The 25,499-nt window shown below is 42.9% G+C and carries 22 protein-coding genes; 12 read left to right on the top strand and 10 right to left on the bottom strand.

The window, feature by feature from the left end:
• Positions 1 to 27: 27 nt before the first annotated feature.
• A complete protein-coding gene (locus ACSLBF_RS17920; RefSeq protein WP_440056758.1) occupies positions 28 to 1,098 on the bottom strand; it encodes a ketoacyl-ACP synthase III in 1,071 nt (356 codons plus the stop codon).
• A gap of 411 nt (positions 1,099 to 1,509) precedes the next feature.
• Here ACSLBF_RS17920 and ACSLBF_RS17915 point away from each other — a divergent pair, with 411 nt between their 5' ends.
• The 10 genes from ACSLBF_RS17915 to ACSLBF_RS17870 all read left to right on the top strand — a co-directional run bounded on the left by ACSLBF_RS17915 (position 1,510) and on the right by ACSLBF_RS17870 (position 11,918).
• On the top strand, positions 1,510 to 1,920 hold the full coding sequence (locus ACSLBF_RS17915) for a DUF1761 domain-containing protein (RefSeq protein ID WP_440056757.1): 411 nt from the start codon (positions 1,510 to 1,512) through the stop codon (positions 1,918 to 1,920).
• Between the two features lie 2 nt (positions 1,921 to 1,922).
• Complete coding sequence (locus tag ACSLBF_RS17910; RefSeq protein WP_440056756.1) at positions 1,923 to 2,174, top strand: hypothetical protein; 252 nt, start codon at positions 1,923 to 1,925, stop codon at positions 2,172 to 2,174.
• Between the two features lie 308 nt (positions 2,175 to 2,482).
• Positions 2,483 to 2,749: a CBU_0592 family membrane protein gene (locus tag ACSLBF_RS17905; RefSeq protein ID WP_440056755.1), complete on the top strand. Its 267-nt coding sequence runs from the start codon at positions 2,483 to 2,485 to the stop codon at positions 2,747 to 2,749.
• Between the two features lie 144 nt (positions 2,750 to 2,893).
• Positions 2,894 to 4,906 (top strand): TonB-dependent receptor plug domain-containing protein, encoded by a 2,013-nt coding sequence (locus ACSLBF_RS17900; RefSeq protein WP_440056754.1) that lies wholly within the window; start codon positions 2,894 to 2,896, stop codon positions 4,904 to 4,906.
• A 58-nt stretch (positions 4,907 to 4,964) separates the two neighbouring features.
• The gene (locus ACSLBF_RS17895) at positions 4,965 to 5,765 is read left to right on the top strand and encodes a P-loop NTPase fold protein (RefSeq protein ID WP_440056753.1); all 801 of its coding nucleotides are present in this window, start codon (positions 4,965 to 4,967) and stop codon (positions 5,763 to 5,765) included.
• A 289-nt stretch (positions 5,766 to 6,054) separates the two neighbouring features.
• Positions 6,055 to 8,202: a prolyl oligopeptidase family serine peptidase gene (locus ACSLBF_RS17890; protein WP_440057053.1), complete on the top strand. Its 2,148-nt coding sequence runs from the start codon at positions 6,055 to 6,057 to the stop codon at positions 8,200 to 8,202.
• Between the two features lie 117 nt (positions 8,203 to 8,319).
• Positions 8,320 to 8,931: a hypothetical protein gene (locus ACSLBF_RS17885; RefSeq protein WP_440056752.1), complete on the top strand. Its 612-nt coding sequence runs from the start codon at positions 8,320 to 8,322 to the stop codon at positions 8,929 to 8,931.
• 206 nt (positions 8,932 to 9,137) lie between these two features.
• Entirely contained in the window at positions 9,138 to 11,273 is a 2,136-nt protein-coding gene (locus ACSLBF_RS17880; protein WP_440056751.1) for a winged helix-turn-helix domain-containing protein, read from the top strand.
• 55 nt (positions 11,274 to 11,328) lie between these two features.
• The gene (locus ACSLBF_RS17875) at positions 11,329 to 11,637 is read left to right on the top strand and encodes a DUF1272 domain-containing protein (RefSeq protein ID WP_440056750.1); all 309 of its coding nucleotides are present in this window, start codon (positions 11,329 to 11,331) and stop codon (positions 11,635 to 11,637) included.
• Between the two features lie 137 nt (positions 11,638 to 11,774).
• Complete coding sequence (locus ACSLBF_RS17870; protein WP_440056749.1) at positions 11,775 to 11,918, top strand: hypothetical protein; 144 nt, start codon at positions 11,775 to 11,777, stop codon at positions 11,916 to 11,918.
• Between the two features lie 413 nt (positions 11,919 to 12,331).
• On the opposite strand, the gene ACSLBF_RS17865 is transcribed toward ACSLBF_RS17870, so the two are convergent.
• From ACSLBF_RS17865 to ACSLBF_RS17825, 9 genes are all read right to left on the bottom strand, one after another.
• Complete coding sequence (locus tag ACSLBF_RS17865; RefSeq protein WP_440056748.1) at positions 12,332 to 13,189, bottom strand: Tim44 domain-containing protein; 858 nt, start codon at positions 13,187 to 13,189, stop codon at positions 12,332 to 12,334.
• A 218-nt stretch (positions 13,190 to 13,407) separates the two neighbouring features.
• Complete coding sequence (locus ACSLBF_RS17860; protein ID WP_440056747.1) at positions 13,408 to 14,127, bottom strand: DUF3379 family protein; 720 nt, start codon at positions 14,125 to 14,127, stop codon at positions 13,408 to 13,410.
• 4 nt (positions 14,128 to 14,131) lie between these two features.
• Entirely contained in the window at positions 14,132 to 14,641 is a 510-nt protein-coding gene (locus ACSLBF_RS17855; protein WP_440056746.1) for a sigma-70 family RNA polymerase sigma factor, read from the bottom strand.
• 167 nt (positions 14,642 to 14,808) lie between these two features.
• Entirely contained in the window at positions 14,809 to 16,458 is a 1,650-nt protein-coding gene (locus tag ACSLBF_RS17850; protein WP_440056745.1) for a BatD family protein, read from the bottom strand.
• Positions 16,452 to 18,389, bottom strand: a complete 1,938-nt coding sequence (locus ACSLBF_RS17845) for a VWA domain-containing protein (RefSeq protein WP_440056744.1) — start codon at positions 18,387 to 18,389, stop codon at positions 16,452 to 16,454. The genes ACSLBF_RS17850 and ACSLBF_RS17845 overlap by 7 nt, the downstream gene beginning before the upstream one ends.
• A 3-nt stretch (positions 18,390 to 18,392) precedes the next feature.
• Entirely contained in the window at positions 18,393 to 19,379 is a 987-nt protein-coding gene (locus ACSLBF_RS17840) for a vWA domain-containing protein (protein WP_440056743.1), read from the bottom strand.
• On the bottom strand, positions 19,372 to 19,806 hold the full coding sequence (locus ACSLBF_RS17835) for a DUF4381 domain-containing protein (protein WP_440056742.1): 435 nt from the start codon (positions 19,804 to 19,806) through the stop codon (positions 19,372 to 19,374). Before ACSLBF_RS17835 ends, ACSLBF_RS17840 begins: the two co-directional genes overlap by 8 nt.
• Positions 19,807 to 20,748 carry a DUF58 domain-containing protein gene (locus ACSLBF_RS17830; RefSeq protein WP_440056741.1) on the bottom strand — a complete coding sequence of 314 codons (942 nt, stop codon included), beginning with the start codon at positions 20,746 to 20,748 and terminating at the stop codon, positions 19,807 to 19,809.
• A gap of 15 nt (positions 20,749 to 20,763) precedes the next feature.
• Positions 20,764 to 21,720, bottom strand: a complete 957-nt coding sequence (locus ACSLBF_RS17825; protein WP_440056740.1) for an AAA family ATPase — start codon at positions 21,718 to 21,720, stop codon at positions 20,764 to 20,766.
• A gap of 280 nt (positions 21,721 to 22,000) precedes the next feature.
• On the opposite strand from ACSLBF_RS17825, the gene fadI reads away from it, so the two are divergent.
• Complete coding sequence (gene fadI / locus ACSLBF_RS17820; RefSeq protein ID WP_440056739.1) at positions 22,001 to 23,311, top strand: acetyl-CoA C-acyltransferase FadI; 1,311 nt, start codon at positions 22,001 to 22,003, stop codon at positions 23,309 to 23,311.
• Positions 23,311 to 25,410, top strand: a complete 2,100-nt coding sequence (gene fadJ / locus ACSLBF_RS17815; protein ID WP_440056738.1) for a fatty acid oxidation complex subunit alpha FadJ — start codon at positions 23,311 to 23,313, stop codon at positions 25,408 to 25,410. Before fadI ends, fadJ begins: the two co-directional genes overlap by 1 nt.
• Positions 25,411 to 25,499: the final 89 nt, after the last annotated feature.

Below are 25,499 nucleotides of genomic sequence, written 5' to 3'. Positions count from 1 at the left end.
CATTCATCCAAGGAACAAATCGAGAACCTAAGCTTGCTGGCAGGCCTTAACTGCTGGCGCGATCAGCTCTAAACCGGTTTGATTACAAGGTGGCAACTTAGCGTCACTGTGCGTTAAAGGAGTAACTCTGTCTCCCCATTTTATGTAACTTGCAGCCCAAGTTAAGCCTGCACCGAATGCAGCAGACATGATATTGCTGTGCGGTTTGATCAAGCCCTTTTCAACAGCCTCACAAATAGCGATAGCGACAGTAGCGGCGGAGGTATTACCGTATTTATCGATATTAACCATAACTTTATCGTCTTCAATCTCAAGTCGATTTTGAATCGCTTGAATGATCCTTAAGTTTGCTTGGTGAGGTACTAAGACGTCAATATCGCAAAGTGATAACTGGGCTTGGTTGAGCACATCATCACAGGCTTCACTCATGCCTTTGACCGCCCGTTTGAATATCTCGCGACCCTCAAACGAAAGGTCGGATGGACCATTGCCTGCGATGCGATCCATATCTGTACCATAGTTTGCAATATGCAAAATGCTACGATCTTCGCTATCACAACCAGTTTTTGTTGCTAACAGCCCACAGGGAGTATCACTTGCTTCTAACACGACAGCTCCCGCGCCATCACCAAATAGTACAGCACTATCACGCTTGGTCCAATTTACATACCAAGTCATGCGCTCAGCAGCAACAACAACCGCTTTTTTAATCATACCCGCTTGAATTTGTGCAGTGGCATTTTGTAACGCATATAAAAAGCCTGAGCAGGCTGCATTAGTATCACAAGCCGCCGCTCCTACCGCACCGATATTTTTCTGTACGAGTGATGCCGTATTGGCAACCATGGTTGAAGGTGTACAGGTTGCTAAAAGCACTAAATCGATGTCTTTACCTTCTAAGCCTGCGCATGCTAGGGCATGTTTACTGGCAACTGTTGCAAGTTCAGCGGTGCTAACATGGCTAACATGGCGAGACCGAATTCCAGTGCGAGTGCTTATCCACTCGTCATTTGTATCAACTACAGAGCTGATTTCATCATTAGTAATGCTTGCTGGTGGAATACATTTTCCCCAGCCGGTAATTTTTGCGTAAATCATAGTGTCTCTTTTATTCTGCTCTGACCAGATACTTATTTGGGCTGTTATACCAAAATCATCTGCACAATACCAATCAATCTAAATTGCTTTGGCAGATGAGCCAATTTTGTTCCTGCAAGCTTAGACTATTTTTATCTGCAGGTTGACGTAAAATGACATGGACTAATCTTTCAAGCGCATTATCTGAAGGGCTAACCGCTCTGCAGATAAGCTAATCTCATGCAGTGCAAATCCGATTCTCTCATAGCACTAGGTGAGCTGATTCTGATACTTAGAGAGTATTCTTAAAAACTCAGTAACCGAATATAAGATTTTAACGATGACAGTTGCGACTTTCAGAAAGAGCCTGTGTTTGAATATGCGGGTATTATTAACTAAATTGAGATTAGTCGTACACGTTTGAGAGAAACAATGGTGCTAACCCTAGACTCAATTAACCTTTGGGCTGTATTGCTGGCCGCACTCAGTTCATTTATGGTGGGTGGAATTTGGTATTCCCCATTATTGTTTCAACAAACGTGGATGGAAGGGTGTGGATTAACGGAATTGGACTTGAAAAACAGTGACCCGCGTTTAACGTTTGGTGTTGCGTTACTAATGTCCTTGCTTGCGTCGTTGTTTATGGCGTTTGTACTTGTAGGCAATACAAGCTTATTATCGGCTGGTTTATATGGATTCGGAGTGGGGACCTTTTTTGTTTCAAGTGCGCTTGGGATTAGTTACATCTTTGAACAGCGTCCTTTAAAACTGTTTCTGGTCAATGGTGGGTATCATATTTTACAATTTACATTAATTTCTGTTGTACTGGGATTAATGAGTTAAACATGGCAAAGCCGAACAAGAAGGGACCAACGAGAACTATTGATATTTTTTGCGCGAAGTGTAAGCAAACATTGTTTAAGTATCGTAAAGGTGGCAAGGGAAGTTTAGTAAAGTGTTTCAAAGAGCGGATCACCCAAGATCATACCAATAACCAAACACACTGCCCGCAATGTGATACAGAGTTTGCACGAGACAGTTTGGTCAGAGGAACTCCGGCATTAAAGATTATCGGCGGGAAAGTGACCTTTAAATAGAGTATTGTGCGGTTTCTTCTAGCCTTGTACTACAAACTGACATCGTTATGTATTACACCATCAACTAATTACATTTTCTTGTTATAAAACAATATAGATTACTCGATTCTTCTTAAACCCATGACTAACTGACCTTTCTATTGAGTAACCGCACAGTGATTTCAATCGATAATAGGACAAGAGTCCTTTTTAGGTTCTCGATATTTGTTACCATTATACGGTTTGCTTTGCTGTTTCAGTGGATGAGAACGACCCTCCCCATGGATATGGGCCAGCCAGTTTGGGTCTAGTAAAGAATGGAAAATTAGATGATCGATTTATTGTTCGATGTAATTGGCATGTCAGGCACGTTTTTAGTTGTTGGCGCTTTTTTTATGCTGCAGTTGGATAAAGCGACTCCAGATAGTTTGACCTATAACCTTATGAATCTAAGCGGTGCAATTCTGTTATTAATTAGCTTGTGTTATAACTTCAATTTGGCGAGTTTTGTAATAGAACTGTTTTGGATTGCCGCGTCATTGATTGGGTTAGCTAAGTATATTAAAGCGAAAAGACTAAATACTGCTCAAAGTTAAACTTTAGTGTAGTAAGCCTTTATTCTTATTAGTGTAATCAAAAACTTGCGTAGCAGTATTTAACAAGTATTATTAACTTTAATAATGCTACGCTCGTTGTCATATGCGATGCGAGCAAAGTGAAGAACGTTGAGCTCGTATAATATGAAAAATATCTCCGTTTTCCTGTTAGCTTTACTTGCTGCGGATTGTGCCGTTGCCTCAAGTACCCCGACTTCTCCTGAGCCGCAAAGCGAGTTATTTGATTTGTCGTTCGAAGAGCTGATGGACGTCAACATTTCTTTGGCATCTAAAACCGATGAAACAGCAGCTTCGGTTCCATCCAGTATCACCGTATTCAATTACAGCCAAATAGCATCACTGGGTGTTGATAATGTTTATGAGTTAATGAACTTTGTGCCTGGCTTTCAGTCGACGCGTGGCGATTGGGTCGGAGCCGTGCCAAAAGAGCACACCCGTGGTGTTTATCTCGACACGGGACATGTACTGGTGATGGTTGACGGTCATCGCTTAAATGAGTCTTCATTCGGTAAAGCGTCGGTATATACCCCTTTTATTCCCATCGAAATTGTCGAAAAAGTTGAGTTTATTCGTGGCCCCGGTTCTGCGCTTTACGGCAGTAATGCGTTTTTAGGGGTGATGAATGTCGTGACTAAATCGAAAGCGAATGAATTTTTTATCGGTGTGGGTGAAAACGGTACGGCTCAAGTCGCTACTAACCTTCATCATCAAGTTAATCAAGATACTCAGTTGCGGCTCAATGCTGCTGTGAATAGGCGTAGCGGAGAAAAATATTTTACAGGTGCCGTTAAGGACCCACTTGAAGCGCTATATTTTAATCTGGCTGGGTCACATCAGCAGTGGAACTGGAATTTACGCTATAACGAAACATCACTTGATGAGTTCTTGAATTTGTCCCGCTACTCCAACAACAATCAGCATAAAAGCTATAACTATGCAGCAATGCTTGAGCATCTTTGGCAAGTGTCGGACAGACTAAAAATGACCAATCGACTGAGCTTTATCGAACATAACATAGAAAGCGCCGGGCTAATTGCTACTGGTACAGAGGTCGGAGCTGAGTCAGGAAGAGATTTCTTGGTTGGCCCGGATTGGCAATCTAAAGATCTAACTTATAACTTAGATGGGTCATATCGGATGTCAGACTCGTTAGATTGGAACTTTGGAGCCGAATACTCAAAAGAAGAGCAGTCAGAAGCCGGTATTCGAACCAGTTATTTTGATCCCTTTGTACAAGATGTAGTGGTAGTTGAGAATAACTATTTAGGTGGCGTGACGAGTATCAACCCATTTGTGCCATTTAAGCCTTTGTTACAGCGTTTCGATTCCTATGCAGGCTACCTGCAACTTAAATACAAACACAGTGAACAGCTCACCGTTTTCACAGGTGCTCGATTTGATGAAGTGAAGAATATTGATAGTAAATTCTCACCACGAGTAGCGGTTATTTATTCACTAAACGACAATCACACTTTTAAGTATCAATATGGTGAGTCGTTTCGTACACCTGTGAGCAATGAGCTTAACTCGAACGACGACGTTACTATTGGTAACTCACAACTTAAATCAGAAAATGTGAAGACGACTGAACTTGTCTGGCACTACCAAGGTGAAAAACTGCAATTTAGTACGGTGTTGTTTGAAAACCAATTACAAGATTTTATCAATCTCGTACCTATTAATGACCCGATTGCAGAGTTTAGTTTTGACAATGTATTTGAAACCGATATGCAAGGCATGGAAATCAGTTCAGACATAAACCTGTCAGAGTCATCGTGGGTGCAGCTAGCGTATACACAACTGTTTGATATGCCCTTAAATGGGAGTTTTAAGAAGTTTGCTGCGCTGGCGTATCATTTCAAACTGCAAGGCCTGCATGTCACATTGAGTGGAATATGGCGCGATAAAACCTTTATACCAGTGCCTCCTGGTTCAGGTGTAGCAGCATTTACTCAGAACAGTTATTTATTAGCTGGTGGTTCTATAAAATGGTCGATCAACAGCCAGCAATCCTTAACTTTAAAAGCAGAGAATGTATTCAACAAACGCTATGATGTCTTTGATCCGAGACTTCAAGACGGCCGTGTTCCGCAGCAAGGTAGAAATCTGATGGTTCAGTATTCATATCAATTTTAGTCCTTGGGCTTGATGCACAAAGTGATAGATTGTTTCGGCAATTTCATGGAAAGATAGAATGCTTGATAGCAAGCTCATAAAAGTGCTTGGCGCACAGATTATAAAACGAAAAAATTCCTCGACTCCAATTCTTGTAGGTTTGTCAGGTGCTCAAGGCTCTGGAAAAAGTACGCTGAGCCGAGCGCTTTGTCATCATCTTAATCAGTCAGGGTTATACGCTGAAAGTGTTTCCCTTGATGACTTTTATCTATCACCCAAAAAACGTACTCAAATGGCTCAGCAATTACACCCGCTTTTTAAGCAAAGGGGAGTACCTGGCACACATGATATTAGTTTGATAGAGCAAACCTTTAAATCCTTCCGGGCTCGGAAGTTAGCGACACTTCCTGTATTTGATAAGGCCACGGATAGCCCACTAAAAAAGGCGCTTTGGCGTAAGTGCATAAACTCCCCGGATGTGCTGATTTTTGAAGGTTGGTGCGTAGGAGTGCCTCCTCAACTTGAACCATCTAAACCTATAAATGATTTTGAACGCGAAAAAGATCCAGATGCGCGATTTAAGGGGCTGGTAAATCAGTTTCTGGCAAACGAATACCAGCGGGTTTTTGCGCAGCTTGATTTGCTGATTTTTCTGAATGGGATCTGTTTTTCTCGCGTGCTGAACTGGCGTTTAGAGCAAGAGCATGAACTGATAAAAAATGTGGGCCAAGGGATGAGTGATTCACAAATAGCGCAGTTTATTCAGCCGTTCCAAAACCTCACCGAGTGGTCGATACAAGTGTTACCGAATATTGCCGATATCGAAGTACGTTTAGACCAAAATAGACAAGTCACAGCGGTTCATACAAGAAAAATCTGACGACGAATTTTTGTGTTTTATGTTTGTTGCTGGATTGGCTTAGCTTAAAATTTGCTGATTTTGTCCTAAATTAGTGGACACCCTTGTTAATAAAAATATCATATAGCAAATTGTTAACACCATTTCATCAAGTGACGGTTTCGGATAAATAACCGTGTAATTTACTGAGATGTGTCTGGTTTATTCGGCGATGCGACGATGGCTTGGGTAATTGGTTTATCAAACTAACCAAGCGCGAGCTGCAGAGTAAATGGATAAACAAGGCAGTCATTATTTGGAGCGAATACCCATGTTCAAAAAGGCTTTAACGATAGCTATAGCACTGACCCTAGCGGGATGTGCTAGTAACAATAACGTAAGTAATAAAGAAACTGATGTAACAATGGCTTCTCAAATAAGCTACCCAGCAACCAAAAAACAAAATATGAAAGATAAATACTTTGGTGAAGCAGTAGCAGATCCATACCGTTGGCTTGAAGATGACATGAGTGCTGACACAGCACAATGGGTTGAACAACAAAACAAAGCTACCCAAAGCTTTTTAGCGCAAATTCCATATCGCCAAACGATCAAAGAACGATTGACTAAATTGATGGACTACGAGCGTGTTTCTCAACCTTTTAAGCACGGCGATTACACGTATTTTTATAAAAATGATGGTTTACAAAACCAGAGCGTCTTATATCGTAAAATAGAAGGTGAGGAAGCTGAAGTATTTTTAGATCCAAATACATTTAGTCAAGATGGTACAACTTCACTGGCAGGGATCTCATTCTCTGAAGATGGCTCGTTGGCGGCTTATCAAATTTCAGAAGGTGGCAGTGACTGGCGTAAGGTGATTGTTATCGATAGCAAGACTAAGCAGCAAGTAGGCGATGTTTTAGTTGACGTGAAGTTCAGTGGTATTACATGGCTGGGGAATAAAGGGTTTTATTACTCAAGCTATGATAAGCCAGATGGTAGCGAACTATCAGCGAAAACAGATCAACATAAACTCTATTTTCACAAACTAAATACAAAACAAAGCACCGACCAGTTGGTGTATGGCGGCACAGAAGAGCAGAAGCACCGTTATGTGCGCTCTAGTGTGACAGAAGACGAACGATTCTTGTTGATATACGCCAGTGTAAACACTTCAGGCAACAAATTGTTCCTCAAAGATTTAACCAAGCCAAACAGTACCTTAAAAACTATTCTTGCAGATACTGCATCAGATACGTACTTGATCCACAGTGAAGGAGATACGTTATATTTCCAAACGAATTTAAATGCACCCAATAACCGTGTCGTCAAGGTCAATGTCAACGATCCTAAACCTGAAAATTGGCAAAATCTAATCCCAGAAACTGAGAATGTGCTGTCTGTTACGGCAGGTAGCGGTTATTTATTTGCATCTTATATGAAAGATGCGATCAGTGTGGTGAAGCAATACAAATTTAGCGGCGAGCTCGTAAGAGAAGTCGCTTTGCCAGGTGTTGGTTCTGCGAGCGGTTTCTACGGTAAAGCAGAAGATGAAGTATTATATTACTCGTTCACTAACTATAAAACGCCTAGAACCATCTACGCGTACAAGCCTGCAACAGGACAAAGTGAAATTTACAATCAAAGTAAAGTCGACTTTGATCCTGAACTTTATGAGTCAAAGCAGGTTTTCTACACTTCTAAGGACGGTACCAAAGTACCAATGATTATTACCTATAAGAAGGGTATTCAACTTGATGGCTCGAACCCTACGATCCTATACGGCTATGGTGGTTTTAATGTCAGTTTGACACCGCGTTTTAGCTCTACAAAGGCAATGTGGCTTGAACTGGGTGGTGTTTATGCTGTTGCGAATTTGCGTGGCGGCGGCGAATATGGCAAAGAATGGCATAAAGCGGGTACACAAATGCAAAAGCAAAATGTTTTTGATGACTTTATTGCCGCCGCAGAGTTCCTAAATAACAACGGCTACTCATCAACTGATAAACTGGCCATTCAAGGTGGTTCAAACGGTGGCTTGTTGGTTGGTGCAACGATGCTACAACGACCTGATTTATTCAAAGTGGCGTTACCAGCGGTAGGTGTACTTGATATGCTGCGTTACCACAAATTTACCGCTGGTGCTGGTTGGGCTTACGATTACGGAACTGCCGATGATAGTAAAGAAATGTTTGAATATTTGAAGGCATATTCTCCAGTCCACAATGTGAAATCAGGCGTTAATTATCCTGCAACTATGGTTACGACAGGGGATCACGATGACCGAGTTGTTCCGGCTCATTCGTACAAGTTTGCCGCTGAGTTACAAGACAAACACACGGGCCCTAATCCAACGCTTATCCGAATCGAAACCAATGCGGGTCACGGTGCAGGCACGCCAACGGCTAAAGTGATTGAGCAATACGCGGATATTTATGGTTTTACCCTCTACAACATGGGTGTAAAATCACTGTAAGTAGTTTGATTTAATTGAAAAAGCCAGAGTTCTCACTGGCTTTTTATTTGCGCAAAACTTACTATGTCCTCTTTGCTGAAGTTATCTATGAAATAGAGTTAGTTGTAGAAGGCCGTAATGATTTATATAACACTGACTGCGTTATTATGTATTTTGGGGTTGCTCACGTTTATTCCAAAATACAAACATGTGATTGAAAAATACAGTCTCGGTATCAATTTTTTTATGACGGTAATTGCAACATTAATTGGGGTGCTGCTTGCTATTGTCATTACCAATTACGACGAGGAAAGAAAAGAAACCAGAGATGTGATTAAGTTACTTAATTCTGCAGTCGCTGTCGTTAATGTATGTTTAGAATCCTCAGAGCACCTTATTCAGTTTTATGAAAAGCTTCCAGACAATGATGCCACTAAAGGCGCATTTTTTGACCATAACCCGTTAACTTACCCAGAGTATATTGATTGGTTGCTAAAGCAAAACTTGGTCAGCAAAAATATCTCCAGTGAAGTATTACAAGATCTCAACGAGCATATTATTACCTTGAAGAAGGTGAAAAACACCGATCATGTTATTTTTCAATGGTTATTGGAGCTTTTGATAGCGCTATTGGAATTAGAGATCAAATTTCAAAAAGGAGAAATAGACGAACTACAGTTGGATAAACTTACGGGCAAGGTAGAAAGAGCTGTCAGCGAAAAAATTCGTGAACATCAAAATGGTAAATAGCAAAATGGAAGGATTCAATTTTTGTGTACCATAGTGCATAAGAAACCGAGGAACTCGGCGCGAGCTCAATGCTAACGCTTTACTTATTGTGCATTTTTAAATAGTGTTACGAGGCCAAGCGTCGCAATTAGATTTTCCAACACATTAATCGGTGCTGATTTTGTAGGCATTGTTTGGTTGTTAAAAAATATTGAATTAGAGGGATTATGGAGAAGCAGTATTGGATAGGTGGTTTTTATATCGACCTGTCGCGAAATCTAATCACGCAAAATAGCGAGTCTCAAACATTGGCGCCAAAAGCACTTGCGGTGCTTACCTATCTAGCTCAAAACCAGGGTAAAGTAGTAAGCCAAGATGAGTTACTTGACCACGTTTGGAAAGACACGGTGGTTTCGCCCAATACATTGCAAAGAAGCATCGCTCAGCTGCGAAAAGCGCTGGGTGATGACGGGAAAGTTCAGGTTTATATTAAGACTCATGCCAAGAAAGGGTATAGCCTAGAATGTGATGTTCGGTGGCAACAAAACCAGGACGCTCAGAATAATGACGCTGCAGTAGACAAATTGGATTGCGAGCAATCACATACAGGCAAAGCAAATGAAAACCCAGCAATCGCATCAGGTGCTCAACAGAATAACAACCGATTGTTTGCTATTGTCTCTACCGTATTACTGTTATCAATCGTTATTTGGTATGCAATTACGGCGGCAAATGCGACGCCTCAGCTTCTGATAAGTGAAATTCGCGCTTTAACTGCCACCGATAAAAAAGAAAATTCGGGCATTTACTCCCCTGACGGAAAATATATCGTTTTTCATCGCTACTCAGAAGAGCAATGTATCAATAATATTTGGGCTAAAAACATCGCGACCCAAGAAGAGATTCAACTCACGAAAGAGTTTGGTGTTTTTGGCAGACATAGCATTTCACCCGATGGAAAAAAAATCACTTTTATCTCCGAAAACGACTGTGTTGAGCCTGTTAATCAGAAAAAATGCTATCAATTGGTTAGTTTAGACTTCGAGCAGGCGCTGCAAGCACCGCAATTGCCGACGGTATTGACTGAGTGTAAAAACTCTAAGATCAGTCGTCCTATTTGGCTAAGTAACTCACATATCGCGCTACTTTTATCAACCGAAGGGCGTTCGAAATTGATAACTTATTCGATAACAGACAACACAAGTAGTGTGCTCTATGAAATAGATGGTGGCAGTGTTATTCATTATGATTATTCAGCAGCGCTAAATCGCATTGCCGTAACTAGCGTTCATAGCGATAACATCCATTATGTTGAAATGCTCTCTGTAACCGGTCAACTGTTGTCCAAACACAAAATTCAATATCCTGATGAAATCTCCGAATTCCGCTTTATTTATCCCAATTTTTCTCCGTTAAAAGAGCTGATATTTAGTACTGGTCGACAACTTTTCACGCTTTCAGAAGATGGTCAAATTAGTAAAATCAGTCTCCCCCTCGATGAACCTGTCGGTAGTCCTGTAATGCACCCAGAAGGCAAACGACTACTGGTAATTAAAGGTTACTTTGATAGTGATATTGTTTCTTTGTCGCTGGATGGGATTAACGTACAAGAAACGGGGCAATTACCTCAAGAAGTGCTGAATCGCTCAACGCGGTCTGACGACTTGGCTTTGTTTCAGCCTGAAGGAAATCTTATCGCATTCCAGTCTGATCGCTCTGGAGATGATCAGGTTTGGCTGGCTGATGGCGAAAATCTAAGACAGCTTACTCAGTTTCCGATGGACACATTTTTGTCTGGTATGTCATGGGCTAAAGATGGCCAGAGTTTACTAGTTAATGCGCGATTGAAGCTCGTTCAGGTCAAACTGGATGGCAGTAGTGTCAACTTTGAGTTGACGCGTGGAATCGAACGTTTGTTCCACTGGGATAGCGAGACAATGACTGCTCTGGTAATGGCACGTGTGCAAGGCGTCTTGAAGTTGGCAGAGGTAGACCTAACAGACCAAAAGGTAAGAGTCATCTCCGAAAATTGGGTGAACTGGGCAAGTAAAACCCAAGATGGAAAGTTAATTTACACAGATCAGCTAGACCGCTTTTGGATAGCCGATGCAATAGAGCATCAGCTGATTGAAAAGCTCGTTGATCAAGGTAGTAATAAACGTTTTGTCATTAATAATAACAAGGTTTATGGCATCAATGAGGCGCACCAGCTATGGGAATATTCGCTTGATACTGAAATCTTTAAGGTGCATGGAAAAGTAGCTAATCACATTAATTACATTTCTGATGTAGACGACGCGAATGTGTTAATGGCGTTGCAGATAATTGGCAAAAAAGGCGTTGCAGAGCTCTATGTAGAGTAATCTAAAATAAGAAAAATTTTAGTTTGTCATGTGAATCAAAAAGGAACTTTAATATATGTTGGAAATTAGACCGAATTGTGAGTGTTGTGATAAAGATTTAGCCCCTGATTCTACAGAAGCAATGATCTGCACCTATGAATGCACTTTTTGTATGACGTGCGTAACAGAAATCTTAGAAAATGTGTGCCCAAATTGCGGAGGTGGCTTTGTTACACGTCCTATTAGGCCAAAAGTTGCAAGGCGTGCAGGCTTAAGTATTAGTCATCAGCCAGCTTCGGTTGAAAGAGTACATACTAAATATAGTATTAGTGAGCTTAAAGCATTCTCTTTAAAAGCTAGACATATAAAACCTGAAGATCGGTAATAAACATTTCAAATTTAAAAAGGACCATAAATGTCCAGTTTAGCTGTCCGTCTTGCTATTCTCAGCTTTGTTGGATTTACATATTGGTTTGGTTTTGATATAGGTATAAATGACTATAACTCAAAAGGAAATGTAATATGAAATCACTAAAACTAAACAAAAAAAACTTGAAACGTCTTAATCAAAAATCGCTAGAGTCAGCACTAGCCAAACAGGTTGCGGGTGGTACTTGCTTAGAGCCAACAAAGGGTTGTGAGTCAAAGCAAATTGCATGTGGCTAGGGCTGAATTTGGGAGGTAAAAACCTCCCTTTTTTAGTATTTTAAAAGGACTATTTTAAAAGGACAGGCACTCAAATTTGAATGTTTGGCTTTGTTGTCTAGGCTGAATTTTTTCAATCGTATTCGATAACCAAAGTTCAAGGAGTAGGTGATGGGGTTAGCAAGGAAGCGACAAGTCAATTTATCAGATACTCGATATTAGAACTGTGTTTTCCCTAATCACATCTAGTGATGACTAACATAAATGCTGGGTAGAAAATGCAACTGTTTGAGTTGCGCTGGGGGAATTGCCAACACGTTAAGGCTTATCATTGCTACAGTGAAGCGTTGTTGGTCTATTCGAATCGCGAAGGCGAACGTAAGATATCAAGGCAACTTGCAAGTTGAAAACAAGTTGCCTGTTAAGCATCGGGTTTAGTTAGCTAAGTCTTCAACTCCCACGATAAGCCAAGGCGCATCGGGAGTCGTTTTACGCTCAAGATGCCAAATTTCGTGAATAGCTTCTTCTTGTTTATCACCTAAGTCGCGATATTTACCACGGAACTGAACACTTACTTCCCAAACAACTGGTGATGTGTCGGCACGCACCAATTCTGCGTCGATAAACATGACTTCGGTTTGTACTTCGCCTTGTTGCGCACGTTCTTTTTTAAACTCTTCAACCAGTTCAGGGCTCAGGTATTCACTGAGTGTTTCAAAATCACTTTGGTTCCAAGCATTTTGTACAGTGTGATAATGCTGGCGAGCACCTTGTAAAAAGCCATTGATGTCAAAATCTTTTGGTAAGTTCATTGGAACACTGCTACCACCAAAACCGCCGCTGTTAGATACGGGAGACGGATTAATAGGTTGGGGTGCTTGACGCTGTTGTGGTGTTTCAAAGTGACTTGGGCCGCCAGCAAAGCGTGGTTGCTGTTTGCGCGCTAATGCCGACTTTACCAGCTTAAAAATCAAAAATGCAGCGCCTGCAAGCAATAACATTTCCAAAAACTGGAAGCCCTCAAAGTCATCACCAAGCATTGCTGCGATAAGGCCACCAGCCAAGAGACCACCTAGCACACCGGCCATAATCCCTTTTTTACTTGACGTTTTTGGCGCCGTGGTAGTTTTGTTTGCCACAGTATTAGTATCAGTTTGTTGTTTCTGTTGGGTAGTTTGGGTTTGATGGGTTTTTCCCGATGACCTGCTGCCGAATTTTTTTCTCGCTTCGGCATCAAAGCTGGCACTAAATAAAAATGAAACCAGCGAAAGTAGCACGATAAAACGCTTCATAAATGTCCTCTATGTTATTAGCTGTCCGCATTTTAGAGAACTGAGATAAGGATTTGAATAGTCGAACGTTAAAAATTTAGTGCTAGGGAAAGGGTGGTTAAATCTCGACCGAAACAAGCCGTAGTTTGGTCGTGTTTATTGTTTCTAAATTGAAGTTTACCCTCCCACAAGGCCATGTGAACTTATGGGAGGGCAGTGCTAGCTCTGCAGCTAAATGACTACAGCCAATGTATTGCGCGATTCAGGTCATCCCTAAACTTATCGATAGGTGTATTTTTATTGGCAACCAAAATAGTACTGGCTTTGTTGCCTGGAGCAACGAGTCCATCGAATCGTTCGTCTCTAAATAGCCGCTTTTCATTTAACGGTGTTGAATGGTCATTTGGCACGATAAATACAGTCACTGGGCCTGCAGCGGATTGCAGGACTAGGTGCAAGCTTTTTTGTCCTTTAAAATTACAGTAAGTGGCATAGACCAACTTGCCGGGCAACGTCTCTAGCTTACCACCATATAGTGCCAGTTTTTCATTGACCGTCTGTAGCGGGATCGCTTGCTGCCGCTCCAATGAGCTTTGTTCATGATAGACATGGGCAAGGGCATGTTCACCAATATCAAACTCCGATAAAGGTTGGTTTAAGTACACCACAGTAACCGCTACCAAGATGCTGGCAGCTATCGCTAAAGGCTTAGTAAATCTTTGAAACCAATATTGCTTAATCGCGTTTGTATGCTGTCGCTCTAAACGTTGCTGCTTGGCAATGATCTTCTCCGCTAAACCATCTGGAACCACTACATTTATCGATTCAGCTAACATATCGTTAAATTGCTGCTGCTCTTGCAGTTGTGCCTGTAACTCAGGTCTATTTAGCGCATACTCAATCACTTCAGGATCATTGGGATCGACGTACATACGGCGTCTAAATTCTAGTTCATCCATCGTCTTATGCCCCCCTCAGTACTTCTTGGCCTTTGCTTAAGGCGTCTTTCAATTGATGTCTTGCGCGATACAGTCTGGTCATCACGGTGTTTTTATTGAGTTCCAAGATGTCGGCGATTTCCTCTCCCGAGCATCCTAAAACAACTTGCAGTAGCAACGGCTCTCTGTATTCAGGCTCCAGTTGTGCAATGTGCTTTTGCACCACAATCTGTTCTACAGAATCTTCTAGCGACTGAGTCACGGTATCTTGCAAAGTGTCTTGTTCAACATCGGCATAATCAAATTGCTTTCTCTCAAATCGACGCGCATTTTCTCGTCGTAAAATAGTAATTAGCCAAGGCTTAGCGGCATTTTGGTCTTGTAAAGAGTCCAATGAACGCCATGCCCGTAAAAATGTCTCTTGTACGAGATCTTCAGCCACCGATGCATCACCACTTAACCAAAATGCGAACTTATATAATTCACCGTGGTAAGCGTGGACTAGCGACTCATAGTATTTTTGTTTTTTGGTCATGATCAGTAGACCTGTTATTTTGAAAATTTATTTCACGGCAAAATGATTGACTAAGCTTGGCCTTTTTACGCTTGATTAACAAGATAATTCTCTGTGCCGGTGAAAAGTCTATGAATAAAAATCTGAATAGGGCCATGAAGGATATGTTCTTATGACCCTATTGGTTACTACTCAAAAAGTGGTGCTAGGTGATGAGTAGGTTCGGCACGCTTCTTTCGCTCAGATTTTGACAGCGCCTGATAAAGCTTCTCAAGTTGTACCGTTGAAGTTGCGCCATCCTTAAATAACGATTGCTGCATTGTTTTAATATCTGACTGCAATTCATCCGGTTGTTGATTTAGCCAATCTGCAAAGCTTGTGTGCTGCGTTGCTACTAAATCCATCAGGGCGGTATAAAACTGTTTAGCATCGTTATTTTTGGCAGCTTGTTTTAGCCTGCTGTTTGCGCTTTGGCTTGTGGTAGGTTTGGCTGTTGGGCTGTTTGAGTTAATTGGCACTGGTCTTTTCTTAATATAGAGCACTAACGTGATTATCCACAGCAGATAACCAGAAGCACACACAGCCCACACCCATAGTGGAATAGCAAATTGACCAATTGGATTAACTGCACTTGCACTTACCGCAGGTTGCTGTGACTGCGTGTCAGTAGAAGTGGCTCCAGCAACCGGGTTGGGCGTAGTGTTTGCCTGAACCACTTGATTTGGATCGGCTTTTACCACAAATGCCTTTTCCGCAATGGTCGCGAGGTCTGTGCGGTTGAGCACGGTATTAAACCAAGGTAGCTTGACTTCCGGTAACGTGTATTGGCCAGCAGCTTGTGGCAGATAAGCAAAAGAAGCGGTAATTTGTGAAATAACTTTTCCGTCTCGCACCATTTGTTTGCGCTCAGAGGTATCTGGATAAATTTTGAAACCGTTGACATCTTCTACCTTGATTTCAGGCAGTTGCTCCTTAGTCACCCCAACAGCGGTTAAGGTAAAGGTGCGGGTTATTGGGGTACCTGCAGTGATCTCACTGCTACTTGGTTGCCACTCATCAGCGAAATTAACATACTCACTCGGTAACCAGTTGTCAGCATGTTGCTGGGGGATCGGCTTGACTTCCAATGCGACTTCATCCGCCAAGGCATTAACCGCCATGCGCCTATAGCCTTCTCGCACTTGTCCCGAGAATACCGGTGGGTCAACGGTAAGGTTACCGCTTTTTTGCGGTTGTACCAGATATTGTCTGGTGACAACTAAATAACGCCTTCCGTCAATAATTTCGTAGTCTTCGGTGTGTTTACTAATTTGCGTCATAGTCACCGTGTCAGCGACCGGATCAGACAAATTACCGTCCAGTAGATCCTTGCCGACGTAAAGTTTGACGGTATAAAGACCAGCCTGTTGCACGTATAAGGTATTAGGCTTTAATTCGGTTTTAATAAAAATATCTTTGCTGTCACCGTCAGTTTGCTGAGCGACCACTTTTAGGGAAATTGGAGCCGTTTTTGCGCCGTCCACTTCAAAAGCTGGGATCGTATATTCTCCAGGCTTTCGTGCTACTAGCTGCAATTGCCATGTGGTTGAGCTGGTCACACTACCATTGATAATACTGGTACGAGAGCTTGTACTCACAGGGCTGGTGACAAAGTCTTTGCTTAAGCTTGATACATCTGGGATGGTGCCTTTAACTTTTCCCTCTGCAACGATGGACAAAGTAAAATATTCTCCAGCTAAAACGGGGTTTTTATCTACACTGGCGCTCAACTTGTCTAACGCAAAGGCAAGTTGACTCGAAAAAATCGCTAATGTTAGTAACAAAATGCGCATTACCATGATTTTTCTACTCCTCGGGGTAGGCGTCTTTGCTTACGTTGTTGTGCCTCTAACAGCATTTTATTTCTTAGTAAGATGGCTGGATCGTCAGGCACTTTTCTTAGAAGTTGATTTAACTGCTGAGCTTTTTCAATTTCCTCAGGAGTAAGCTCTCTTGCCTCTGCTTGTACAGGCGCGGTCTGTTGTTCGGCTTGTTCGTCGTTGGGCTCTGTTTCTGCAGGTGTTGGTTGTGCTTGTTGCTCAGCCTGCTCATCTTGCTGTGGCTCACCTTGACTGCTTTGTGGTTCGCTTTGCATATCAGGCGCATTGTTGTTTTCAGCAGACTCGCCGTCATTTTGCTCAGATTCAGACTGTTGCTTATCTTGCGACTGCTCGGAAGCTTCTGAATCCCCATTTTGCTCAGATGGCTGGTTTTGGCTATTTGAGTCTTGGCTATTTTGCTGATCACTTTGGTTTTGATCACCTTGTTGTTCAGACTGATCAGAGCTATCGCTTTGTTGTGATTGCTGATCTTGTTGATTTTCACCATCACCATTTTGCTGGTTATCTTGATTTTGCTGGTTTTGTTGTTGCTCTTGTTGCTCCAACAGCTTCTCTAACAACGCTTTGTTGTCTTTAGCTTGCTGTAGCGTTGGGTCGGCATTGAGGGCTTTGTCATAGGCTGCAATTGCTTCTTCCAATTTGCCAGTCTGCGCAAGCGCATTACCCAAGTTGTATTGTCCTTGTGCAGATGTGGTATTTTGCAAGGTTTCAACCGCTTGTTGGTAGTTCCCTTGTTTATAAAGCGCTGCACCTTTGAGCACTGCGTTGTCGGCTTGTGACGCAGTGAAAAAGTCGTCCTGTTGATAAGCAGAAAGTGCATTTTGGTCCGTGTTTTTAAACCAGCTCGTCCAATCTGCTGCCATCCCCTTTTTGGTCGGTACGAAGGAACATGCTAACAGTACACATAGAGATAGTGCGTGCTTTCTAAATAGCGCGAGTGCCATCGGAACGAGTAAAAATAACAGATAAATGCCCGCATCTACGCGCCATTTTGCAGTGGTATCGTCGCTTTCAATTGATTCTATTTGCTCATTCAAACGCGGTTTAAATCGTTTGATATCGCTATCGTCGGTAGTGTGTTTTGCATAAATACCACCTTGACTGCTGGCAAGTTTCTGTAATCTGGTCTCAAACAGTTTTGGCACGACAATTTGCCCAGTACTGTCTTTTAAAAAGCCACCTTCAGGTAACTTAATGGGGGCGCCTTGCTTTGTACCTAGAGCATAAACGCTTAAATTGTATGGACTTTTTGCTAAGAAATTTCGAATATCTTCGCTGTCTTGCTGTTCGATACCATCGGTTATCAAAATAATGTCGCCTTGTGTGGCGCTGGCCCCTTCGAGCAAATTCACCGCTTCTTCAATACCAGCCAAAGGGTATGAGCCTTTTGATGGCATGATTTCTGGTCTTAGGCTTGGGATCAGATTTTCAAGCGTGGTGATATCGCTAGTCAGTGGGGAGACCACAAAAGCATCGCCGGAATAAGCCACTAGCCCAGTATCTCCCTCTTTAAATTGCTTTAGCATATCTAGGGTTTTAAATCTGGCTTGCGTCAATCTGTCAGGCGCTAAATCGGTCGAATACATCGAATACGACATGTCTAACACCAGCACGCGTGCAAGTTTGGTTTTGAACACTGGCATGTCCGCTTTTTCAACACTCGGCCCAGCAAGCGCGATAACGCCAATGAAGGTAAATAAAATAGCTAGCCAAGAGTTGCTCTGTGTAGCGGTTTGATTGTTTTGCTCGCCAAGCACCACACGAGATAGGTGAGGGGCAATTAATGTCGAGCGAGTTTGTGATTTTTGTTTAGTCCACTGCAATAGGCAATAGATCCCCCACGGGATAAGTAGCCAGAGTAACTGTGGACGAATAAATTCAAAGTCCATATTTTACCTCGCAAGCCTGGCACGGATTGATTGCGTTAAGCTCATAATAAAAAACAGTAAAAGCACTAATGATAGGGGATAATAAAACAACGATAATTTAGGTCTAAACGTCTGGGTTTCGTCGCTAATAGGCTCGAGAGTATCCAACATAGCGTAAATGTTTTGCAATCCTGCTACGTCTTTGGCACGGAAATATTCTCCCCCGGTTTCTTTAGCAATGTGCATTAGCGTCTCTTCGTCGATGGCGTTACCACCACCGAATGCACTCATTCCAAATAACCCAAAACCTCGTTGGCCATCAGAGCCAACGCCTACGGTGTAAACCTTGATACCTTCTTCACGGGCTAAAATTAGCGCTTCATCTGGCTTTAAGTTTCCTGATGTATTTTTACCATCGGTTAGCAAGATAAGAATACGGTTGCTCTCTTCGCGCTTTTCAAAACGCTTTACCGACAAGCCAATGGCGTCGCCAATAGCTGTGGCTTGACCGACTAAACCAATTTGCGCTTCGGTGAGCATTTGACTCACAGTTTTTAGGTCGCGTGTCAGTGGCGTCTGCAAAAACGCGGTATCGCCAAATAAAATCAAGCCCAAACGATCACCTTGACGTTTTTCGATAAAGTCACTGACCACAGCTTTTACCACAGATAGCCTATCTACGTAACGCCCTTGGTATTCCATATCTTGTTCTTGCATTGAGCCAGATAAATCCACTGCTAGCATAATATCGCGCCCTTCATTGGGCACTACAACGGGGTCGTCTAACCAAGTTGGATTGGCTAAAGCAGTTACCAGTAATAGCCATACCAGCAACTCAACCCATTTTACGCGTCCACCGGATTGTTTATATTGCGGGGCATTAAGCTGTAAATTCGCGAAACTGGGTATTCTCAATTTCAACATGGCTTGTGTTGTAGATGGCTTTAATTTTTCAATTAACCAAGGCAATGGCAATAACACAAAGGCCCAAGGCCAACTAAACTCAAACATCCAGTCGCTCCTTAAGCTTAAATGAGGCAATCGCTTGGCTCAGTTTATTGGCTAACTCGGCATTAGGCGTTGCTGAATACAAGCTCTGTAGTTCTTGCTCAGAAATAGACACTTTAGATAACTTGGTCAGTTGCGTTAGCCAGCTACTGCTTGAAAGGCTAGCCACTTCGTTGCCGTAATAATGTTTAACTAAGCGTTTCAGGGTTTCATGTAACGCCAGAGGCTGATCGTGTTGCTGTTTACTCAGGTTCACCGCTTCACGTTTTGCCTGAGTAAAACGGCGGTGTTTAATAATCGCACGGATAAAGAGTAGCAGTGATAACAGCGTTACGATTATCACTGCCCACATTGCATAAGACAGTGGCCACCAGCTGACTGTTTCTGGCGTTACTACGTCATGCAATTGATCTAATGGATTCGCTTGCATTTATCTCTCCACTAACTGCATTTCAATGGGTAATGACGCGTCATAGTTATGCAAACTCATGCCAGAGCGTTTTAGTAAGTCAATTCGCTTACGATAAAATGTCTCGGCATTGTCTTTAAATTGGCTTCTGAATTTGGCGTCCATCAGCGGCAGCGTCCATTGTTGGCCTGCTGCGCTTACTTTTACCGCATCTTGATATTGCGGTAATGCGTGTTCAAACGGATCGCTGATCATGCAGCCAATCACTTCATTGTGGCGGTTGAGCCTTTCCAGCAATTTAAAACTGTGCTCATCAAGCTGTGTGAAATCAGAAATCAAATATACGAGTGAGCCGGGCTTGGCCAAATGCACTAACCGCTTTAGATTGTTGTTGAACTGATCTTTTTTGGTTTCATTGTCGCGATTGGCTAGGGCGCTTTCGTGTAGACTGCTTAATTGATGTGCCAACGCTAATACGCCTCGATCTCTGGCGATAGGTTTTAGTTCATGATGGCTGTCATGATTAAACACTACACCACCAACCCGATCACCACGTTGACAGGCTGACCATGCAACTAATGCACTCAGATGGCTCGCTAATACCGACTTGAGCAATAGCTTGCTACCAAAGATCATATTGCTCGACAGATCACAGAAAATGAACACTGGGCGCTCTTTTTCTTCTTGGAACAACTTGGTGTGGGCTTCACCAGTACGTGCGGTAACGCGCCAATCAATAGCGCGTATATCATCACCAAACTGATATTGACGTACCTCGGCAAATTCCATTCCGCGACCTTTATGCGGTGCCAAGTATTGACCTGCTTGCGCACTTTTAACTTTGCCTTTGGGTTTTAAAGACAATAAATGCGCTTTGGATTTATAAAACAACAGCTCTTTGAGCGACAGGTCAACCCCGTTACTGTGCGAGTCTTGAAACCAAGTGGCAGAATCAAATGACATAACACTACTCATGTTTTATGGAACTGGAACCAATTCAAGAATACGGCTAATTACTTGATCTTTACTAATGCCATCGGCTTGTGCTTCATAACTTAAGATGATGCGATGGCGTAATACGTTGTGTACTACAGCACGAATATCATCCGGTGTGACAAAGTCGCGGTCCTGTAGCCAAGCGTGTGCTCTTGCACATTTATCCAATGCAATAGTCGCACGGGGACTTGCGCCATAATCAATCCAACTAGCGAGTTGGTCATCAAAGCGTTTAGGCTCACGGGTGGCAATAATAAGCTGCACTAAGTATTGCTCTAATGGTTCAGCAAGATGCAGTTTTAATACCGCTTTTCTGGCATCAAACAAGGTTTGTTGGCTGATCGGAGTAAAACTCGCTTGGTATTCTTCTAAGGCTTCACCACGGGTTAGACGCAGAATGTCGATCTCGGTTTCAGCGCTTGGGTAATCGATATTAAGGTGAAGCAAGAAACGGTCTAGCTGCGCCTCTGGAAGTGGGTAAGTCCCTTCTTGTTCGAGCGGGTTTTGAGTTGCCATCACCATAAATAGTTCGGGCAAAGGATAGGTCGTTTTACCTACCGTGACTTGTCTTTCCGCCATGGCTTCAAGTAACGCTGACTGCACTTTTGCGGGTGCTCGGTTAATCTCATCCGCCAAAATCAGGTGATGGAACAACGGGCCTTTTTCAAACACAAACTCGCTGGTTTGCTGTCTGTAAATGTCTGTACCAGTGATATCTGAAGGGAGTAAATCAGGGGTAAATTGCACCCGTTGGAAACTGCCCTCGATACCTTTAGCGAGCGCATTCACCGCGCGGGTTTTTGCCAGACCCGGAGGACCTTCCACCAACAGGTGACCATCCGCAAGTAGTGAAATAAGCAAGGCTTGTGTTAGTGAATCTTGACCTAAAATCTGTGTATTAAGGTAATTTCTAAGTTGGGTAAACTCTTTTACTGCCATTGTTATTGTCCTTTAGTACCGACAAACTTCGCATTGTTATATGGACGATAAACGAATTATCAAGTTTTTGATTGCCAGATTAGACCTCAGTATCTACAAAAGTTCACAAATATTCGATAATAAATTCAATTACTTTTGAGGTTGTTCAGAAAATAAACTAGAGTTCTGTTTCACGGTTCAAATATCAAGCAAATCGTGTTTTGCTATTGGCAACTCGGTTTCGGTTGTTTAGAATCGGAAGAAAATAACAGGTCAGACCTGTCAGCGGGAGAGCAAATTCATGTCTGAACAAAATATTCTAAAAACAGCCAAAGGCGATCGTATCGCGATTGTAAGTGGTTTACGTACACCATTTGCTAAACAAGCCACGGCTTTTCATCATGTTCCAGCCCTTGATTTAGGTAAAATCGTCGTCAATGAAATGCTGGAGCGCCTTAACTTCGATAGAAAAGAAATCGATCAATTGGTCTTTGGGCAAGTTGTACAAATGCCGGAAGCACCCAATATTGCACGTGAAATTGTTCTTGGTACAGGGATGCCAGTTTCTATTGATGCGTATTCTGTATCACGTGCGTGTGCGACGAGTTTCCAAGCTATTGCTAATGTCGCGGAAAGTATTATTGCAGGACAAGTCAGTGTTGGTGTGGCTGGTGGTGCCGATTCATCATCGGTGTTACCAATCGGTGTTAGCAAAAAACTGGCGGGCAGCTTGGTAGATCTAAATAAGGCTCGAACACTTTCACAGCGTTTTGGGATCTTATCTAAGCTACGTTTGAAAGACTTAATGCCAGTGCCACCGGCGGTCGCTGAGTATTCCACTGGCCTGTCGATGGGACAGACTGCGGAACAAATGGCAAAAACACATGGCATTTCACGTGAAGATCAAGACGCGCTAGCACATCGCTCACATTCATTGGCAGCTAAAGCTTGGAATGACGGTTTATTGGACCAAGAAGTGATGGCTGCACACGTCGAGCCATATAAGAGCTTTATCGATAAAGACAATAATATTCGTGAAAACTCTTCATTAGAAGGTTACGCGAAACTTCGCCCTGTATTTGATAAAAAACACGGCTCTGTGACTGCTGCGAACGCAACGCCACTGACCGACGGTGCTGCTGCTGTATTAATGATGAGTGAAAGCAAAGCCAAGGCGCTAGGTTATGAAATTCTTGGCTATGTAAGAAGCTTTGCATTCTCAGCGATTGGCGTGCACGAAGACATGCTAATGGGGCCGGCGCATTCAACACCTATCGCACTAGACAGAGCGGGTATCACGCTTGCCGATTTGGATCTGATTGAAATGCACGAAGCATTTGCAGCACAGGCGCTAGCGAACGTGAAAATGTTTGCCTCGGACAAATTTGCCCAAGAGAAACTGGGTCGCAGCAAAGCGATTGGCGAAATCGATATGACTAAGTTTAATGTTAACGGTGGCTCTTTGGCGTATGGTCACCCGTTTGCTGCAACTGGTGCGCGTTTGATTACACAAAGCTTACACGAATTAAAACGTCGAGGCGGTGGACTGGCCTTGACCACAGCATGTGCCGCAGGCGGTTTAGGTGCTGCATTTGTATTGGAGAGTGCATAATGTCGGTATTTTCTTATGAATTAAATGATCACCGCGTCGCAATCGTTACTATCGACGTTCCGGGTGAAAAAATGAATACCTTGCGTGACACGTTCGCGGATGAATTACTGTCGATTATCGATCAAGGTAAAAAAGACGACGTGACAGGTATGGTATTTATCAGCGGCAAAGACGATAACTTTATTGCCGGTGCTGATATTAAAATGCTGGATAACGCAAACACGCGAGAAGATGCGCTTGCGCTATCAGAAATGTGCCAAAAAGCCTTTTTCAAAATGGCGGCGTTACCTTTCCCGACGGTTGCTGCGGTTCATGGTGCAGCCTTAGGTGGTGGCCTTGAATTTGCGATGGCGTGTGATTACCGAGTGTGTACAGATAGTGACAAAACCAAACTCGGTTTACCTGAAGTGCAGCTAGGTTTGTTGCCTGGTGGTGGCGGTACACAGCGTTTACCAAAACTGGTTGGTATTCAAAAGGCACTAGAGTGGATGCTAACGGGTAAACAAGTTCGTCCTAAACAAGCGAAAAAAGCCGGTTTGGTTGATGACATGGTACCACACAGTATTTTGCTACAAGTGGCTGTTAAAATGGCGCGTGCAGGAAAACCGAAGCCACGTAAGGCTAAGTTAGATCGTATCAGTCAGCTGCTTGAATCAAATCCGTTTGGTCGCAACATTATTTTCAAAAAAGCGCAAGAAAACGTCGAAAAGAAAACTGGCGGTCATTATCCGGCTCCTTTGGCAATTATTAAAGCAGTCCGTGCTTCTGTTGAGCTTGATAAACTCAAAGCATATAAAACTGAAGCGGAAGGTTTTGCCGATCTGGTAATGAGCGATGTGTCCAAGTCGCTTCGCGGTATTTTCTTCGCGACTACAGAAATGAAGAAAGAGTTCCAAAGCGACGAGTTGGCTGCAACAAAGCGTGTAGCCGTGCTTGGTGGCGGTTTGATGGGGGCTGGGATCACACACGTCAGCGCAGTGAAAGCAGGTACTACGGTGCGTGTTAAAGATGTTGCCCACCAAGGTGTGAGTAACGCGCTTAACTATAGCTACAAAATTCTGTCAAAGCGTCAAAAGCGCCGCATCATGTCTAAAGCTGAGCTGCAACTAGCGATGAATAGAATCACCGGTTGCACAGATTACTCGGGCTTTAAACATATGGATATGGTGATTGAAGCGGTGTTTGAAGACCTTGAATTGAAGCAATCTATGGTCGCGGACGTTGAGCGCGAATGCGCTGAGCAAACTATTTTTGCGAGTAACACCTCGTCGTTGCCTATCGCGCAAATCGCTGAAAAAGCACAACGTCCAGAAAATGTGATTGGTCTGCACTATTTTTCTCCAGTAGAGAAAATGCCGCTGGTGGAAATCATTCCACACGAAGGTACATCTGAAGAAGTAATCTCTCGTACGGTTAATTTTGCGCGCAAACAGGGAAAAACCCCGATTGTGGTTAAAGACAAAGCGGGTTTTTACGTCAACCGCATTTTAGCACCATACGTGAATGAAGCGGCAAACCTGCTACTAGCCGGTGAACCTATCGAAAAGATAGACCAAGCGTTGGTTGAATTTGGCTTTCCAGTCGGACCGTTAGCATTACTTGATGAAGTAGGCATTGATATCGGCTCTAAGATTGCGCCAATCCTTGAAAAAGAGTTGGGTGAGCGCTTCAAAGCACCCGATGCGTTTAGTCGAATGATTGAAAGCAAACGTTTGGGTCGCAAGTCGGGTCGTGGTTTCTACACTTACGAAGGTAAGAAAAAGAAAGTTGATGAGTCGGTTTACGATTTACTTGGCGTGACACAATCACCGAAGCTGAACAAACAAGAAATCGCCAATCGCTGTGTCGCGCAAATGCTTAACGAAGCTGCGCGTTGTTTAGATGAAGGCATTATTCGCAATGCTCGTGATGGCGACATTGGTGCCATTTTTGGCATTGGTTTCCCACCGTTCTTGGGTGGACCATTTAGCTATATGGATAACAAAGGGATCAGTAAGCTGTGCTCTGAGTTGTCGACTTATGCGAATGAAAATCCAGTATTCACACCTGCGGAGCCTTTGCTAGCAAAAGCTGAAGCTGGTGAGCCGTACTACGGCTAACTTATAGTCATTATCTGACCTTTTAAAGCCGCGATCTGCGGCTTTTTTTATCTCTTTAGAACAAGCGTTACCACGTTATCGCTTTTACT

The sequence above is a fragment of the Pseudoalteromonas sp. T1lg65 genome, assembly GCF_051930985.1.
Lineage (GTDB): Bacteria > Pseudomonadota > Gammaproteobacteria > Enterobacterales > Alteromonadaceae > Pseudoalteromonas.
Note: the sequence above shows the minus strand (reverse complement) of the source record. Positions and strands in the feature narration are given on the sequence as shown.

Bases quoted from the DNA above. Each gene is read 5' to 3' on its own strand.
- ACSLBF_RS17885 (WP_440056752.1), top strand. From the start codon at position 8,320: ATGATTTATATAACACTGACTGCGTTATTATGTATTTTGGGGTTGCTC.
- ACSLBF_RS17915 (WP_440056757.1), top strand. From the start codon at position 1,510: ATGGTGCTAACCCTAGACTCAATTAACCTTTGGGCTGTATTGCTGGCC.
- ACSLBF_RS17860 (WP_440056747.1), bottom strand. From the start codon at position 14,127: ATGGATGAACTAGAATTTAGACGCCGTATGTACGTCGATCCCAATGAT.
- ACSLBF_RS17870 (WP_440056749.1), top strand. From the start codon at position 11,775: ATGAAATCACTAAAACTAAACAAAAAAAACTTGAAACGTCTTAATCAA.
- ACSLBF_RS17910 (WP_440056756.1), top strand. From the start codon at position 1,923: ATGGCAAAGCCGAACAAGAAGGGACCAACGAGAACTATTGATATTTTT.
- ACSLBF_RS17855 (WP_440056746.1), bottom strand. From the start codon at position 14,641: ATGACCAAAAAACAAAAATACTATGAGTCGCTAGTCCACGCTTACCAC.
- ACSLBF_RS17890 (WP_440057053.1), top strand. From the start codon at position 6,055: ATGTTCAAAAAGGCTTTAACGATAGCTATAGCACTGACCCTAGCGGGA.
- ACSLBF_RS17880 (WP_440056751.1), top strand. From the start codon at position 9,138: ATGGAGAAGCAGTATTGGATAGGTGGTTTTTATATCGACCTGTCGCGA.
- ACSLBF_RS17920 (WP_440056758.1), bottom strand. From the start codon at position 1,098: ATGATTTACGCAAAAATTACCGGCTGGGGAAAATGTATTCCACCAGCA.
- ACSLBF_RS17905 (WP_440056755.1), top strand. From the start codon at position 2,483: ATGATCGATTTATTGTTCGATGTAATTGGCATGTCAGGCACGTTTTTA.
- ACSLBF_RS17830 (WP_440056741.1), bottom strand. From the start codon at position 20,748: ATGTCATTTGATTCTGCCACTTGGTTTCAAGACTCGCACAGTAACGGG.
- ACSLBF_RS17840 (WP_440056743.1), bottom strand. From the start codon at position 19,379: ATGTTTGAGTTTAGTTGGCCTTGGGCCTTTGTGTTATTGCCATTGCCT.
- ACSLBF_RS17875 (WP_440056750.1), top strand. From the start codon at position 11,329: ATGTTGGAAATTAGACCGAATTGTGAGTGTTGTGATAAAGATTTAGCC.
- fadI (WP_440056739.1), top strand. From the start codon at position 22,001: ATGTCTGAACAAAATATTCTAAAAACAGCCAAAGGCGATCGTATCGCG.
- ACSLBF_RS17895 (WP_440056753.1), top strand. From the start codon at position 4,965: ATGCTTGATAGCAAGCTCATAAAAGTGCTTGGCGCACAGATTATAAAA.
- fadJ (WP_440056738.1), top strand. From the start codon at position 23,311: ATGTCGGTATTTTCTTATGAATTAAATGATCACCGCGTCGCAATCGTT.
- ACSLBF_RS17850 (WP_440056745.1), bottom strand. From the start codon at position 16,458: ATGGTAATGCGCATTTTGTTACTAACATTAGCGATTTTTTCGAGTCAA.
- ACSLBF_RS17835 (WP_440056742.1), bottom strand. From the start codon at position 19,806: ATGCAAGCGAATCCATTAGATCAATTGCATGACGTAGTAACGCCAGAA.
- ACSLBF_RS17825 (WP_440056740.1), bottom strand. From the start codon at position 21,720: ATGGCAGTAAAAGAGTTTACCCAACTTAGAAATTACCTTAATACACAG.
- ACSLBF_RS17900 (WP_440056754.1), top strand. From the start codon at position 2,894: ATGAAAAATATCTCCGTTTTCCTGTTAGCTTTACTTGCTGCGGATTGT.
- ACSLBF_RS17845 (WP_440056744.1), bottom strand. From the start codon at position 18,389: ATGGACTTTGAATTTATTCGTCCACAGTTACTCTGGCTACTTATCCCG.
- ACSLBF_RS17865 (WP_440056748.1), bottom strand. From the start codon at position 13,189: ATGAAGCGTTTTATCGTGCTACTTTCGCTGGTTTCATTTTTATTTAGT.